The sequence below is a fragment of the Fructobacillus cardui genome, assembly GCF_963580785.1.
Classification (GTDB): domain Bacteria; phylum Bacillota; class Bacilli; order Lactobacillales; family Lactobacillaceae; genus Fructobacillus; species Fructobacillus cardui.
This window is the reverse complement of sequence record NZ_CAUZLS010000002.1, coordinates 1-13,339: the sequence shown is the minus strand read 5'-3', so window position 1 is coordinate 13,339 and position 13,339 is coordinate 1. Positions and strand designations below refer to the sequence as shown.

The following is a 13,339-nucleotide window of genomic DNA, read 5'->3' as shown; positions in this document are numbered from 1 at the left end:
CTATTTCTAAATAATAGGTTCGTCAGTAAGCCCGTCATTATCGTGATTTTCTGCACTTTTGCTATCACTTTCGTCAGGACCGGCATCAACGGCTGGCTCATCGCCAATACCATAAGCATTTCGCACTTGTGTATAGATATCTTCCTTCAAAGCAGCGTGCTCAGGATCATCCAAATATTCCTTGGCCTTCTCGCGACCTTGACCAATTCGTTCCCCATTATAGGCATACCATGCACCGGCCTTATCAATGATGTCTTGGTCAACGGCCAAGTCAAGAATTTCGCCAGTTTGTGAAATTCCCTTTCCATACATGATATCAACTTCGGCAACCTTAAAGGGTGGCGCAACCTTGTTCTTCACAACCTTGACCTTGGTCAAGTTACCAGTCACATCAGAACCATCTTTAATTTGAGTTGATCGACGGACTTCCAATCGAATGGTCGAGTAAAACTTCAAGGCACGACCACCAGGCGTTGTCTCGGGATTACCAAACATCACGCCAACCTTTTCACGAATTTGATTAATAAAAATTGCAATCGTTCCCGTTCGGTTCAAGGTTCCAGCTAACTTCCGTAAAGCTTGAGACATCAACCGCGCCTGCAAACCAACGTGAGCATCCCCCATTTCACCTTCAATTTCCACACGAGGAACCAAGGCAGCCACGGAATCCACTACAACCATGTCAACGGCACCAGATTGAACCAAGGCATCAGCAATTTCCAATCCCTGTTCACCAGTATCCGGCTGTGACAGCAGCAATTCATCTTTTTTAACACCTAAAGCTTCAGCATACTTCACGTCCAAAGCGTTTTCGGCATCTATATAGGCAGCCGTGCCACCATTTTTTTGAATTTCAGCTACTGCATGCAGGGCAATCGTCGTCTTACCTGATGATTCAGGCCCGTAAACTTCAATAATCCGTCCCTTTGGATATCCTCCGACGCCCAGAGCCACGTCCAATTTAACAGACCCTGATGGCGAAGTTTCAACCTGCGTCAAGGCGTTATCGCCCAACGTCATAATTGAACCCTTTCCAAAGTTTTTTTCAATTTTCTTTAAAGCTTCATTTAGGGCAGCCTGACGGCCGTCCTTCTTGTTATCATCGCTTGTCTTTTTTGCAACCATGCTTGATACTCCTTAAATGTCTATCAACAGTGTACGGACTTTTTCAACAAAATGCAAGGGCTTTTACGAACATTTGTTCGCATCATTTTTGACCTTATTTAATTGGACGAAAAAAGCGCTTAAAGCGCTTATAGTCCGTCTGCAAAAACCGCGCGGCTTTTCCAGAAATATTCGATTCCTGAATAAATTGTAAAGAAAACGGCAATATACAAGAGGACTTGACCGATTGGAAAATTCACAATTGCAAATGGCCAATCCTTTAAGTAGAGGAAGAAAATGGCAAACATTTGGGAAAATGTTTTAATCTTACCTGGCCAGGCAGCAGCCATGACTGCTCCATTGTTTTCAACAACCAGAGTTCGCAAACCAGTTACTGCTAGCTCCCGGATAACAATGACTGCTGTAACCCAAGCTGAAACTTGGTGAAAGGCGGTCAGGTAAATCAAAGCAGTCATAACCAACAGCTTATCAGCTAATGGATCAAAGAATTTACCGAAGTTGGTTACTAAGTGCTTTCGACGAGCAATTTGCCCATCTAAGAAATCAGTAATACAAGCAACGGCAAAGACAATGGCTGCCAGGACCCATGAAAAGGTCAAGTCTAAATCAGTATTCACAACTGCTGAGCCTTTTGAAAAAATCAAAAGGAGCATGAAAACTGGAATCAAGATGATTCGAAAGACCGTTAGTTTATTTGGTAGGTTCATTTTGTTCTCACTTATTCAAATTCAAGACAACGTTCCAAGTCGTTGGAGCTGGGTTCGTTGGCAAGTTTGGTAAATCAATATGTTGGTTGTTAATCGTTAAGTTAACGTGGCTAACCTGCGAAACTTGAATATTCACAATCGCCGTATTGGCTGGAATTTCAACGCTCTTTTCATCAGCTTGGTTCAACCAAGCGTTGTATAAGACCTTACCGGTTCCATCAGTTACCTTAAACATCGAACCGCCATTTTGGCCCTTAGCAACAATGGTATGCGTATTGGCCAATTGTCCGCTAACAGTATAGGTGGTTGTCAACTGAGCCGTGTTCGTGGTTGCAGTTCCGAGGTTAATACCACCGTTAGCACTTGAAGAGGAAACCACTGATGACGATGATGACTGTGGTACCGATGACGATGCAACCTCAACTTGGTTGCCACCGTTAGATGAATTAGAGCCTGAACTTGCCCGTGTTACCACAAACCAAGCAACCAGCAAAATGGCAACAACGATAATTGCTATCCAAATTCTTGGGATAAAACCACGAAAACGTGACTTAAAGGCCTCTGAATTATTAACCCCTGCTCGAACGACACCGTCTTCATCACGGTGTGCATGAGATAAATCACTAGTCACCTGTGGGTCAAATTGAACTTCATCAAAAAGGTCATCAGGGTTTAAACCGACAGCTTCAGCAAATTGCTTAGCAAATGCCCGAGCATAAAACTGACCAGGTAAGACATCCTGTTCACCATCTTCAATCGCTTGTAAGAAACGGGGTTGGATTTTGGTCATTTCGGCCAATTGGTCGATTGTATAACCCTTTTCCAATCGTGCTTCTCGTAACTGTTGACTAACTTCACTTGCTAAATATTCAGCCATTTTTTCTCTTACTTTTCTAATACTAAGCGAGTCAAACGACCACCTTCAAAAAGCCGTTTGCCGCACTGGACAACATCATCTAAGCAAAAACGTGTTATTATGTTCATTTTATCAAATAGTGATACCCCATACAAGGCTAAATCCTCGTCTAAACCAAGGCGATCCGGGCGATTTTGGCTAGCCAAAGTTTGCCCAGCCAAAGCTTTTTGCAACCGGGTAAAATCAGTCTGACTTTCAGCTAAAATAGAGGGTGCTTCTGCTAGTCTTTTCAGCAAATATTCTTGAACCTGATCTTGATTTTCACCATCTGCAAAAAAAGTTAAATACTGGTATGCGCCAAAATTACTATACTCATAATCAAAATCATCACCGAAGATTCCTTTTTCATAAGCGTCTTGGAACCACCCCGTTTGATCACCAAATACTAAGTCCAAGGCCAGTTCGCCTAATAGGATTTCTTTAACACGTTCAATTCCTGAAATATCCTCAAGGCGACTTGGTAAGCGAAGACCATAGGCCCCTTTTTCTAGCGATAGTCCTTGCTCCTTTCGTGCTGCAAAGGTCACCTGTTTTGCCAAATCTTCTTTTGCTACCAAGACAGTTTCTGTCTGACTACTGATTTGTTCTTGTTGCTCTTTAATAAAAGCGATTAATTCATTGATATCAAAGTCGCCAACAACGGTTAACACTAAGTTTTGGGGCTGGTAAAAGCCAGCATGAATTTGATAGAGCAAATCAGGAGTAATTTCTTGCAGACTGTCCTTGGTTCCTGCAATATCTTGGCTTAACGCTGATTTTGGGTACAGTAGTCCGATAATTCCCTGGTACAATTGCCAAGCCGGATCATCCTGATAAAGCTTAATTTCTTCCTCAATAATCCCCCGCTCGCGAACGACTTTTTCTTTCGTAAAATAAGGATCTTGGACAAAGCTCATTAGCCAAGCCAAATTTTCTAGGATTTGGCTAGTAGCAGTAAAATAATACGTTGTTTGGTTTGGACCAGTAAAGGCATTGGCATCAGCTCCCAGCTCCGTAAAGCGAATTAAAGCGTCACCATCTTTTTTATCAAAGATTTTATGTTCTAGAAAGTGTGCAGTGCCGGCAGGAATAGCAACCTGTTGTTCACCATTCACCGTCATCGCCGTCGTTAACGACCCAAAACGAGCAGTCAAGGCCGCCAAAAATTGGTGATAACCCGGTTTTTTAATCAGATTAACCGTCAGGCCCTCTTTCGTTTGAAAAACGAAGGGCTGTTCTTCATGATCATTTGTTTCCAAAAGATTCCCCCTTTTCCCCAGGTGCCAGAACAAAGCGGCTTTGCAAGATTAAGTCCTTGGCAACATCCTGCACATCCGCTACTGATACGTGATCGATTGCGGATAGAAAATCAGTAGTACCCTCTTTGGCCTGACGCAAGAAACGATCAGCCTGACGAACAGCCAGATAAGTCTGGAAATCTTGGCGAATTAAGTACTCATTTTTCAAGCTTTGCTTGGCATTCTCAAGCATTTCTGCTGCAATCTGGCCTGCAGCCAATGTCTTCAGTTGAACCTGAATCAGTTCTTCAACCAAATCAACCTGGTCAAAATCAAAACCAGCCACAACGGTCAAAATCGCTAAGTCCGGCTGAAAGCGCGACGAAATATTATAAGCTAAACTATTTTTTTCTCGGACCTCAGTAAAAAGCAGACTGGCTGGGCTAGCACCAAAGATTGTGTTCAACACTAAAGTTGCATAATAACGTGGACCATTATCGTGTAGGGACAGACCCTTCACCTGAAAATTTTGCACCAAAACTGCCTGTTGCCAGTCTACCTTTTTTACAAGCTTTCTTTGACCGGCAGCTAACAACTGGGGAATCTGCGCTGAATAGTTCTGGTCAACAGCACTCTTTTCCTTGCGACCAATATCAGCCCAAGGCCAAGCAGATAACTGCCTTGTCAATTGATCAAACTCTAAGTCCCCGACAACCGAAATCACGACTTGATCTTCGGCTAACAGCTCTTGCTGTGCCCGCTGAACATCCTGTAAAGTCAGTTGATCCAATTCCTCAATTGATCCTAAGATTGATTCCCGGACAGCAGCATCGGCAAAGGTTAACTCACGCGATTGGTCCAAAGCAAACGCCACCTTATCATCCTGGCGACTTAAAATCGCTTGCCTCAAGTTCTGTCGCTCCTGATTAAACGTTGTTTGGGCTTGGTCACTTTCCCAATCAAAATCAAAGAGCATTGCTTGCAAAAAATTTAAAATTTGCTCCAAAAGCTGATTTGAATTTGGTAACAGACCCGGTTTGATAAATTGAATCGAAACCGTTAAAAGGTCCAAATCGCCAAGCGTTGCCACCTTTGTTTGAAAGTTAGCCCCAAAGGCATCAATCATTGCCAAAGAAACCGTTCGTTGGTCTGGAAACGCCTTCGAAGAGACTGCCATCAAGTAGGACAAGAGCGCCCGTTTGGTCGCAATAGCCTTCTTAGCCTTCGTCGCAAAGGTCACATTAACATGGATTGTTTTAAATTGCTTAGTTGGCTGGTAAGCCAGCTGGACGCCAGGCGCCACCATCGTCTTTTTTATCATATAACCATCTTACTCGGTTTTAGCCAAAGAAAAAACGCCCGTAGGCGTTTTTAATACTTTCTCAATTAATTTTGTGCAAACCACTTATTTTCCAAAGTTGAAACAAAGCCGCTCTTAGTTAACTTCGTCAATTCCTTGTTAACTGCTTCCTTGAGTTCAATATCACCCTTACGGAAACCAACAACATCTTCCGTTTCTGGGAAGTCCCCCTTTAAGATTTCATAATCCGCTGGGTTAGCCTGGTGGTTAATGTAATAACGAGCGTAATCCTCATCAACCAATAGGCCATCAATCCGATTAGCGTTTAAATCAGTAAAGGCCTTGTCAAAGGTGTCATACTCAACTGGCTTTTGTCCCTTAATATACTGCTTCAAAACCTTGGGCTGATCGTTCAATGACGATTCACCAGAAGAACCGGTTTGAACGCCCAAGACTTTACCGGACATATCAGAAAACTTATTAATGCCCTGGCCCTTCTTAACAACAACGGAAAGAGCTACCTTGTGGTAAACCTGTGAAAAGGCAACCTGTTTTGCTCGAGCAGGTGTCTTGGTATAGCCGTTCCAAATAGCATCAATATTACCGGTATTTAACTCAGTTTCCTTCATGGACCAATCAATTGGTTGCCAATTAACCTTGATGCCCAAATCAGAAAAGACCTTATCAGCCAAATCGATATCAAATCCTTCCAACTTTCCAGAAGAATCCCGGAAACCCATTGGAACGAAGGTATCATCCAAACCAATCGTAATCACTTTTTCCTGCTGAATCTTGGTCCAATTGTCTTTGGTGTTGGCATCATTATCTGACTTAGGTTTGGAAAGAAAGGCAACACAACCAGCCACCACGGCCAGAAAGACCACAATCACAGCCGTATTAACAATGATTTTCTTTTTCATCGTAATCATTAGCGCTGGACCTCCTTTTCAAAGTCAAAGACTGTATCCGCCACCTTATCGGCAAATGGCAAATCGTGGGTCACGACTAATTGAGTAACCCCAGCCTTCTTCAAGGCTAGCATCACCTGGCTAACCTGGTCAGTGGTCTTTTCATCCAGACCTGAGGTTGGCTCATCATAAGCGATAATTTGTGGATCCATCGCAAGTGCCCGAGCAATGCCTACTCGCTGCTTTTGACCACCAGACAACTGGTAAGGATATAAGTTAGCTTGGTCCGTCAATCCTAAAGTTGAAAGCAACTCGTCAGCCTTCTGATTTGCTTCCTTCTCGGACATTTTCTTGACTGTCATCGGTGCCAAAGTCAAATTCTTCTTGACTGTCAAATGTGGGAATAAATTAAAGTCCTGAAAAATCAGTCCAATCTTTGCTGCCAAGGCAGAATCGCCAACTTGGTAAGCCTGGCCGTTTAAATCAATCTCACCAGCACTAGCATCCTCTAAACCGGTTAAGGTCTTAATGAAAGTTGTTTTACCGGAACCGGATGGCCCAACAACTACTAGGATTTCACCATCAGCCATCGTCAGTGATAAGTCTTTAAAAATCACATTATCGCCATAGGCTTTTGTTAAATTTTTAATTGCAATCATAGTCTTACCTCCAAGCACTCAAGCGCTTCTCGCTACGGCGTAGGACAATCGTAACGACTGCTACCATGGCCAAGTACATCAAGCCAACAATTAAGTATGGTACCAATGAAACGTCTCGGCTGGCTGCAATCGAACCGGCTCGCAAGATATCGCCCAATCCAATCACATAAATCAAAGACGTATCCTTGACCAAGTTAACAACTTCATTTCCAAATGATGGCACCACAATTTTAATCACTTGTGGCAAGATAATCTTGAAAAAAGTTTGCACCTTATTCAAGCCCAAAACCTGGGCGGCATCGAATTGTCCCTGTGGGATGGCTTGAAGGCCACCACGGAAAATTTCTGCCAGGTAAGCGGCATAGTTAATAATAAAGGCAAAGGCCGCGGCATCAAACCGTGAGAAGGAAATGCCAACCATTGATAAGCCATAGTAAATAAAAATCAACTGCAATAAGAGTGGCGTTCCCCGCATCAACCAAATATAGCCGTTTACCAACCAACGAACACTAAAGTATGGTGATCGCATTGCCAAAGATACTAAAATCCCCAACGGAATTGAGCCAATGATTGTAATAAAGAAGACCCCCAGGGTCATTTGCAAGCCAGAGGCAATGCTTGGTAGTACTTCAAAAAAATATTTCATCAGGATTTCCCCACTTTCACTGTCAAACTATTAAAACGATGGGAAATAAAAAAGCCCCCTAAGTGCTAAGCACTTAGAGGGCGAATAGACGCGGTCCCACCTCATCGTTGTTTCTTTATTACTAAAGAAACCTCGTGGTGTTAGTTTCCTAACAACCGGTGCGATAACGGGCACAGCCGATGCTACCTACTCAAGGTTCAATAGCACACTCCTAGGTGTGGTTCACCAACAATTCCTGCTTACTCTCAATTGCCGTAAGCTTCCTGAAAAGAATTTGCTAGCTACTCGTCTAGTCAACGTTTTAATTGAGGCCATTATAACCCTGGCCCGGTAAAAAAAGCAAGCTTAAATTAATCTTTGATACAAAGACCAAGTTGGGTAATAGCCTAAAGCCGCCAACACTAAGTTCAAAGCCGCTGTTGGAAAAACATCTTGAATGATAAAAGAAAAAAGTGACAAATTAGCAATATTAATCATTGAACCGGCAAAATAAGTCACAACAAGATAGGTCAATAAGCCCACCAATAGCAAAAGCATCCCAGACATTAAGCGTTCATCAAAATAGGGACGTAGCTTATCCATCAAAATCGTGGCAGCCAAAAAGGCAACCGTATAGGTTCCAATAATGCCCGTATAATAAACATCAAAAAGTAAGCCAAACACGACTACATAAAAATAATAAGGCACGAAGCTTGTCGCCTCAAATTGGATGGCGTAGAAAAACCAAATCAACGTGAGCGTTGGAATAATATGAAAAGGCGAATGGAGTAAAAAAACACCAAACGAAGACATAATATTTCCATCGATGAAAAACAAAAGAATTAAAATCAGCGGATACACAATCCGAAATCGAATAAATTGCCAACCTGTCATATTATGACCCTACCTCTGTCCTGGCCACTAAGACGGTACTCAAACTGCTCAAATCAGAGCTCGATTGAATATAAATCTTACGTGATAGACCGTAATCATCGGTGGTGACCTTTGCCACCTTACCAATCAGAATACCAGACGGCATTGATCCACCTAATCCTGAAGTAACAACCGTATCACCAGGGTTAATCGTCTGACTTTCAGTGACCTGACCCATAATCAACAATTTCTGATCTGCATCATAGTCAGTAATAATCCCGTTAACATCACCTTGACTACCCTTAACCGTGATTGCAAAGCGGTTTGTATCCTCGCTCGTATCAGAAATCAACGTCACCTTCGAATTAACCGTATTCACTTCTGAAATACGACCGATCAAGCCAGAATCACCAAGGACGGGCATGCCCTTCTTCAATCCTGATTTAGCACCCTTATTGATCACAAGCTGTGACTGCCAAGTTGTAGGCGAGCGAGCAATCGTTACGGCAGAAATTGTTTCATAATCCGTCAACGTCGCTTTCAAGCCAAGCTGCTTCTTCAACGACTTATTTTCCTCTTCCAAGGTTTGCATCTTAACCTGATTTTGCGCATAGCCGTCTAACTTAGCCTTTAATTTCTTATTTTCGTCAAATGTTGACATCAAATTGGAAATTGAATTGGCCCGTGTCCCAATGGCATTCGTTGGCACAGCAATCACGCGTGAAATACCACCAGTAATATCATTAATTGCTCGCTGAAAGAAAGGAGGTGTATTTGTTTTATTGGCCCACCAATTTGATCCGGTAATCAAGCCAACAATAACCATGACTGAGACCATTAAAATCACAGCCGTTTTGGATGAAAATAACTTACGCATGGAATAATCCTTTTCACACCAACTGCCTTGAAAAGAAAAACGCAGCGCAAGCGCTACGCTTTTTGGCAGTTTACCTAACTTGTCTTATTAGTTTCGTTGCAAAACGTCCAAAGACTTCAATGATTCACCAACCCCCTTGACGACGGCATCCAAAGGATCTTCCGCCACGATTACGGGAACCTTCGTAATTCCTTCAATCAAAGTTGACAAACCGCGCAATTGTGCTCCGCCACCAGTCAAGACCATTCCATGATCAATTACATCGGCAGAAATTTCAGGTTGTGTTGACTCCAATGTTTCACGAATTGAGTTAACCACTTCGTTAATTGGGTCTTGGATTGCCGTTGCCACGTCATAGGCCGAAACTTCAATAGTCTTTGGCAAACCGGTCAGCAAGTCACGACCACGAGCCGTCGTTGGTTCCATCATTTTGGCATCTTCCAAAGAAACATTTCCAACTTCAATCTTCAAACGCTCAGCGGTTGATTCACCGATTGCCAAGTTGTTATTGTTACGGACAAATGATGAAATTGCTTCGTTGAGCTTGTCGCCCGCAAAACGAGTTGAACGAGCTGCAACAATACCACCAAGTGAAATCGTTGCAACATCTGTGGTTCCACCACCAAAGTCAACAACCATTGAACCAGTTGGTTCCATAACTGGCAAACCAGCACCAATGGCAGCCGCAAATGGTTCTTCGATGACATAAGCATCACGCGCACCAGCGACACGGGCAGCATCAATCACTGCACGACGTTCAACCGCCGTAATACGGGCAGGTACCCCAAGTGTCACGTATGGCTTACCAACGCGGCCTCCTAAAGCCTTCTTCAAATAATAAGAAATCATGGCAACTGTCGTGTCATAATCAGCAATAACGCCATCACGCATTGGCCGAATAGCTGCGATACTTGCAGGCGTACGACCGAGCATGTCGCGGGCTTCAGAGCCAACGGCAATCACTTCTTGCGTTTCAGTGTTACGTGCAACAACTGAAGGTTCACGTAAAACGATTCCCTTTCCTTCGACGTATACATAAGTATTTGTCGTTCCTAAGTCAATACCAACGTTATGTTGTCCAAATGATAATGCCACGATTTTGCCTCTCAATTAAAGTCGACACCCGAAAAAACCGAGTCCGGCCATTTTTAATATAGTTTACTTAAATAGTATTGTAGCATATTTTAATCACTACAACAGTCTATTTTGCCTGAATATATGTCACTTTTCCTGCTCTTTGAGCGATTCCCTTCACTGTGTTTTGATAGGGAAAAGCAGACCAGGCCTTCTGAAATGCAGGAAAAGTTTCGGGATCAACATCAAAATGATTAATTTTCCCATCTTTTAAATCGCTTAGTGCCTGAGCAAAATCCATTTGCCACTCCTTTTTACTGCTTATATTCTTTCAAAAAATCAGCAACTTTCTGATCAGCAATTGTCCATGCGTTTTGACCATCAATCCATTGTAACCCCGGAATTTGATGACGCCAATAGGTTAATTGTCGTTTGGCATAGCGCCGTGAATTTTGTTGGATGGTTGCTACAACTTCTAAGAGTGTCTGTTGTCCCTCAAAAAAAGGGTAAAATTCAGCATAGCCGATGCCACGACCAGCCTGCAGATTCAAACCGCCTTGGTCATATAGGCCTTTGGCTTCTTTCTCAAGCCCCTGATCTATCATAAGCTGAACACGACCATTGATGCGCTCATATAGGAGCCCTCTTGGCCAATCTAAGGCCAAAATGAGTCCAGTATAGTCTGGACGCTTAGGCCGATTAGCTTGCCCGTGACGGGCGATTTGAATTGCTCGAATGACCCGCTCCTTATTTTGCAGATCAACTCGATTCAATAATTTCTCGTCAGCCAATTGCCTCAATTTGACTTGCAGTTCCTCTAAAGGTTTTTTCTGATCTTCTCGAACCTCGTCTTCGTCTGATTTGGCAAAATCCAATGACTGAAAACCCAGCAGTGCTTTGACGTAAAAACCGGTCCCACCAACCACAATTGGGACTCGCCCTGAATTAACCGTTTCTAAAATTGCCTGATCTGCCAATGAGAGGAAATCAGCCACCGAAAAATCAACAGTTTTATCTGCCACATCAAGCAAATAATGAGGAATCCCTTCACGTTCTTGAATGGGTGTTTTGGCTGTACCAATATCTAACCCCTGGTAGACCTGCAAAGAATCAGCCGAAATAATGTTACCGTTATACCTTTTAGCTAGCTGGATAGCCAAATCTGATTTACCAGAAGCAGTTGGTCCTGCAATTACAATTACTGGGATTGCCATATTCTACCTCCATTTTACAAATAGGGATTTACAAAGTCTTTTATTTCAACGATAATGTTAAGAAAAGATGGAAAGGAGATTGAGGATGAAAAAAGATTTTAAATTTGGCTTGGCCACAGGCGTGCTTGGCTCAGCCCTAGCCGTTCTTTCAGCCGGCTTTGGCTATAAGAAATTGGTCCAAGAGCCAAAAGAACAAGAACAAGAAAACTATGAAGAGGTTTCCCGTGCTGCAATTCGCAAATCAGTTGCCGCTCATCAATCACGCTTCTAATAGTTACTAAAAAAGAATCGCTAAGCGATTCTTTTTTTTAGCTCTTCTTTTGCTCCGTCACTTGACGGTAGCCACCAGCCATTAAGAAAATTTGGCTCTTAGCCATCCCTTCCTTGCGAAGATGACGTGCAACAGAGCTTGCACCAGATAATGTATCCCCGTACAAGTAAACCGGCATATCTTGGCGCAAACCAGACTTTCCTTGTGAGAAAGTCAATGCTGGCATATTTCGAGCTCCCCTTAAGTGATTACGCTTATAGGGCTCCTTGTCACGGACATCAACCAATTGACCGTGGTTTTCTGCCTGCTGTGCCATAAAGTCTTCTGCCTTTAAGACAGTTCCCCGTTGCTTAGCCATGATGCGCGTGCCAAGGGCACTAACCACATAAAAAACAAACCAAATAACTAAGACCCAGGTGATAACAAGCAAGATATTCATGAAAATGCACTCCAATGCTAAATAATGATACTGCTATTATACCTGATAACAGAGCAGGAAGAAAATCTATTTTAGAAAAAGGATTGACTGTTAACGACCAATCAAAAATTCATTCATCCAACAATTTCACACTAAGACATAAAAAATGGAAAATCTTTTCAGATTTTCCATCAGTCATTTTATTCAGCTAAAAACAGTTGGTTCAATGATTGTACTGCTTGATTTTCGAACAGAGCCTTACCATGTTCTGACAAAACAGCCTCATTTAACTTAGCATAACGTCCGAACTCAACAATCGTGGCAGACAAAGTATTGTATTCAGCAGCTGTCAGCGACATCTTCGTTGAATCCAATACTAAGTAATAGTGACCCTTGTAGAAATAGGCACTATTATCGCCAGTAAATGTTTCTAACCGGTCTGAAAGTGACAAAAGCAAATCAAAATCAGCTAATTCAACAACATCAATATGACCATCAACACTCTTCTTTACAGCATTTTTTTCATCATCATGCGCCATCAAAGCCATTTTTTGCTCAAATGAAACATCGTCAATTGCTTCTTGGTTAACGACATCATTATCATCATCACTACGCTCACCAACAATGTTTGCTAACAAATCATTTAAAGCGTCTTGATCATCAAGACGGGAAATAAATAATTCCAAGCCATTTTGGTTAGGCAAAACTTGAAAAGAAACTTTGTCATTATCAACAAAATCCTCTTCTGTATCAATTTCAGATAAAATGTTATAAAAGAAAGATTCAATTTTATTACGATCGCTGAGCAAATCACGAACCGAAGTCCCGCGGTCTTGAAGGTCCTCATTTTCAATCATGACCCGAATAGTGTTATCGTTAATTCGTTCCATTTCCATAAGAATTCACCTCAACTTTGATTAACTTCAATGCCAAACCAAAGCATCCTGTTACTATTTACTATATTTTAAACTGTATATAAATAAAAAACAACAGGGGATTGATATACATCAATTCCCCCGTTGTCATTATATGTACGGCATCGCATCGTCCTATCCTCGCAGCCAGCGTTCCGGCAACTACTTTCGGCGCTATAGAGCTTAACTTCTGTGTTCGAGATGGGTACAGGTGGTTCCTCTATGCCATCAACACGACACC

At 42.5% G+C, this 13,339-nt stretch carries 16 protein-coding genes, 1 rRNA gene and 1 other annotated feature; of the genes, 1 reads left to right on the top strand and 16 read right to left on the bottom strand.

The window, feature by feature from the left end; all coding sequences use genetic code 11:
- Positions 1-6 precede the first annotated feature (6 nt).
- The 13 genes from recA to miaA form a co-directional block, all read right to left on the bottom strand.
- Positions 7-1,125 carry a recombinase RecA gene (gene recA, locus AABI20_RS02185; RefSeq protein ID WP_047974867.1) on the bottom strand — a complete coding sequence of 373 codons (1,119 nt, stop codon included), beginning with the start codon at positions 1,123-1,125 and terminating at the stop codon, positions 7-9.
- Positions 1,126-1,253: 128 nt separating this feature from the next.
- On the bottom strand, positions 1,254-1,832 hold the full coding sequence (gene pgsA, locus AABI20_RS02180; protein WP_338346674.1) for a CDP-diacylglycerol--glycerol-3-phosphate 3-phosphatidyltransferase: 579 nt from the start codon (positions 1,830-1,832) through the stop codon (positions 1,254-1,256).
- A gap of 7 nt (positions 1,833-1,839) precedes the next feature.
- Positions 1,840-2,709, bottom strand: a complete 870-nt coding sequence (locus AABI20_RS02175) for a helix-turn-helix domain-containing protein (RefSeq protein WP_288846460.1) — start codon at positions 2,707-2,709, stop codon at positions 1,840-1,842.
- Between the two features lie 8 nt (positions 2,710-2,717).
- Positions 2,718-3,986: an EF-P 5-aminopentanol modification-associated protein YfmH gene (gene yfmH, locus AABI20_RS02170; RefSeq protein WP_338346673.1), complete on the bottom strand. Its 1,269-nt coding sequence runs from the start codon at positions 3,984-3,986 to the stop codon at positions 2,718-2,720.
- Positions 3,973-5,286, bottom strand: a complete 1,314-nt coding sequence (gene yfmF, locus AABI20_RS02165; RefSeq protein WP_047974863.1) for an EF-P 5-aminopentanol modification-associated protein YfmF — start codon at positions 5,284-5,286, stop codon at positions 3,973-3,975. The genes yfmH and yfmF overlap by 14 nt, the downstream gene beginning before the upstream one ends.
- A 65-nt stretch (positions 5,287-5,351) precedes the next feature.
- A complete protein-coding gene (locus tag AABI20_RS02160; protein ID WP_047974862.1) occupies positions 5,352-6,194 on the bottom strand; it encodes an amino acid ABC transporter substrate-binding protein in 843 nt (280 codons plus the stop codon).
- Complete coding sequence (locus tag AABI20_RS02155) at positions 6,194-6,832, bottom strand: amino acid ABC transporter ATP-binding protein (protein ID WP_047974861.1); 639 nt, start codon at positions 6,830-6,832, stop codon at positions 6,194-6,196. Before AABI20_RS02155 ends, AABI20_RS02160 begins: the two co-directional genes overlap by 1 nt.
- A gap of 4 nt (positions 6,833-6,836) precedes the next feature.
- Positions 6,837-7,478 carry an amino acid ABC transporter permease gene (locus AABI20_RS02150; RefSeq protein WP_047974860.1) on the bottom strand — a complete coding sequence of 214 codons (642 nt, stop codon included), beginning with the start codon at positions 7,476-7,478 and terminating at the stop codon, positions 6,837-6,839.
- A 73-nt stretch (positions 7,479-7,551) separates the two neighbouring features.
- Positions 7,552-7,784, bottom strand: a binding site (T-box leader).
- Between the two features lie 39 nt (positions 7,785-7,823).
- Positions 7,824-8,351: a rod shape-determining protein MreD gene (gene mreD / locus AABI20_RS02145; RefSeq protein WP_338346671.1), complete on the bottom strand. Its 528-nt coding sequence runs from the start codon at positions 8,349-8,351 to the stop codon at positions 7,824-7,826.
- A 1-nt stretch (position 8,352) separates the two neighbouring features.
- Positions 8,353-9,207: a rod shape-determining protein MreC gene (mreC, locus tag AABI20_RS02140; protein ID WP_047974858.1), complete on the bottom strand. Its 855-nt coding sequence runs from the start codon at positions 9,205-9,207 to the stop codon at positions 8,353-8,355.
- Positions 9,208-9,294: 87 nt separating this feature from the next.
- Positions 9,295-10,302 carry a rod shape-determining protein gene (locus tag AABI20_RS02135; protein WP_047974857.1) on the bottom strand — a complete coding sequence of 336 codons (1,008 nt, stop codon included), beginning with the start codon at positions 10,300-10,302 and terminating at the stop codon, positions 9,295-9,297.
- 106 nt (positions 10,303-10,408) lie between these two features.
- Positions 10,409-10,582 carry a hypothetical protein gene (locus AABI20_RS02130; protein WP_200898274.1) on the bottom strand — a complete coding sequence of 58 codons (174 nt, stop codon included), beginning with the start codon at positions 10,580-10,582 and terminating at the stop codon, positions 10,409-10,411.
- Between the two features lie 13 nt (positions 10,583-10,595).
- Positions 10,596-11,495: a tRNA (adenosine(37)-N6)-dimethylallyltransferase MiaA gene (gene miaA / locus AABI20_RS02125; protein ID WP_338346670.1), complete on the bottom strand. Its 900-nt coding sequence runs from the start codon at positions 11,493-11,495 to the stop codon at positions 10,596-10,598.
- A gap of 85 nt (positions 11,496-11,580) precedes the next feature.
- On the opposite strand from miaA, the gene AABI20_RS02120 reads away from it, so the two are divergent.
- Positions 11,581-11,766 carry a DUF3042 family protein gene (locus AABI20_RS02120; RefSeq protein ID WP_047974855.1) on the top strand — a complete coding sequence of 62 codons (186 nt, stop codon included), beginning with the start codon at positions 11,581-11,583 and terminating at the stop codon, positions 11,764-11,766.
- A gap of 37 nt (positions 11,767-11,803) precedes the next feature.
- On the opposite strand, the gene AABI20_RS02115 is transcribed toward AABI20_RS02120, so the two are convergent.
- The 3 genes from AABI20_RS02115 to rrf all read right to left on the bottom strand — a co-directional run bounded on the left by AABI20_RS02115 (position 11,804) and on the right by rrf (position 13,337).
- Positions 11,804-12,205, bottom strand: a complete 402-nt coding sequence (locus AABI20_RS02115) for a rhodanese-like domain-containing protein (RefSeq protein ID WP_059393320.1) — start codon at positions 12,203-12,205, stop codon at positions 11,804-11,806.
- Between the two features lie 179 nt (positions 12,206-12,384).
- A complete protein-coding gene (locus AABI20_RS02110) occupies positions 12,385-13,080 on the bottom strand; it encodes an adaptor protein MecA (RefSeq protein ID WP_338346669.1) in 696 nt (231 codons plus the stop codon).
- Between the two features lie 140 nt (positions 13,081-13,220).
- A 5S ribosomal RNA gene (gene rrf / locus AABI20_RS02105) occupies positions 13,221-13,337 on the bottom strand.
- Positions 13,338-13,339: the final 2 nt, after the last annotated feature.

What these genes read in the sequence shown, in the direction of transcription:
- AABI20_RS02160 (WP_047974862.1), bottom strand. Translation starts at nt 6,194, where the DNA reads ATGATTACGATGAAAAAGAAAATCATTGTTAATACGGCTGTGATTGTG.
- AABI20_RS02115 (WP_059393320.1), bottom strand. Translation starts at nt 12,205, where the DNA reads ATGAATATCTTGCTTGTTATCACCTGGGTCTTAGTTATTTGGTTTGTT.
- AABI20_RS02120 (WP_047974855.1), top strand. Translation starts at nt 11,581, where the DNA reads ATGAAAAAAGATTTTAAATTTGGCTTGGCCACAGGCGTGCTTGGCTCA.
- mreC (WP_047974858.1), bottom strand. Translation starts at nt 9,207, where the DNA reads ATGCGTAAGTTATTTTCATCCAAAACGGCTGTGATTTTAATGGTCTCA.
- yfmF (WP_047974863.1), bottom strand. Translation starts at nt 5,286, where the DNA reads ATGATAAAAAAGACGATGGTGGCGCCTGGCGTCCAGCTGGCTTACCAG.
- AABI20_RS02175 (WP_288846460.1), bottom strand. Translation starts at nt 2,709, where the DNA reads ATGGCTGAATATTTAGCAAGTGAAGTTAGTCAACAGTTACGAGAAGCA.
- AABI20_RS02155 (WP_047974861.1), bottom strand. Translation starts at nt 6,832, where the DNA reads ATGATTGCAATTAAAAATTTAACAAAAGCCTATGGCGATAATGTGATT.
- mreD (WP_338346671.1), bottom strand. Translation starts at nt 8,351, where the DNA reads ATGACAGGTTGGCAATTTATTCGATTTCGGATTGTGTATCCGCTGATT.
- AABI20_RS02150 (WP_047974860.1), bottom strand. Translation starts at nt 7,478, where the DNA reads ATGAAATATTTTTTTGAAGTACTACCAAGCATTGCCTCTGGCTTGCAA.
- miaA (WP_338346670.1), bottom strand. Translation starts at nt 11,495, where the DNA reads ATGGCAATCCCAGTAATTGTAATTGCAGGACCAACTGCTTCTGGTAAA.
- pgsA (WP_338346674.1), bottom strand. Translation starts at nt 1,832, where the DNA reads ATGAACCTACCAAATAAACTAACGGTCTTTCGAATCATCTTGATTCCA.
- AABI20_RS02130 (WP_200898274.1), bottom strand. Translation starts at nt 10,582, where the DNA reads ATGGATTTTGCTCAGGCACTAAGCGATTTAAAAGATGGGAAAATTAAT.
- recA (WP_047974867.1), bottom strand. Translation starts at nt 1,125, where the DNA reads ATGGTTGCAAAAAAGACAAGCGATGATAACAAGAAGGACGGCCGTCAG.
- AABI20_RS02110 (WP_338346669.1), bottom strand. Translation starts at nt 13,080, where the DNA reads ATGGAAATGGAACGAATTAACGATAACACTATTCGGGTCATGATTGAA.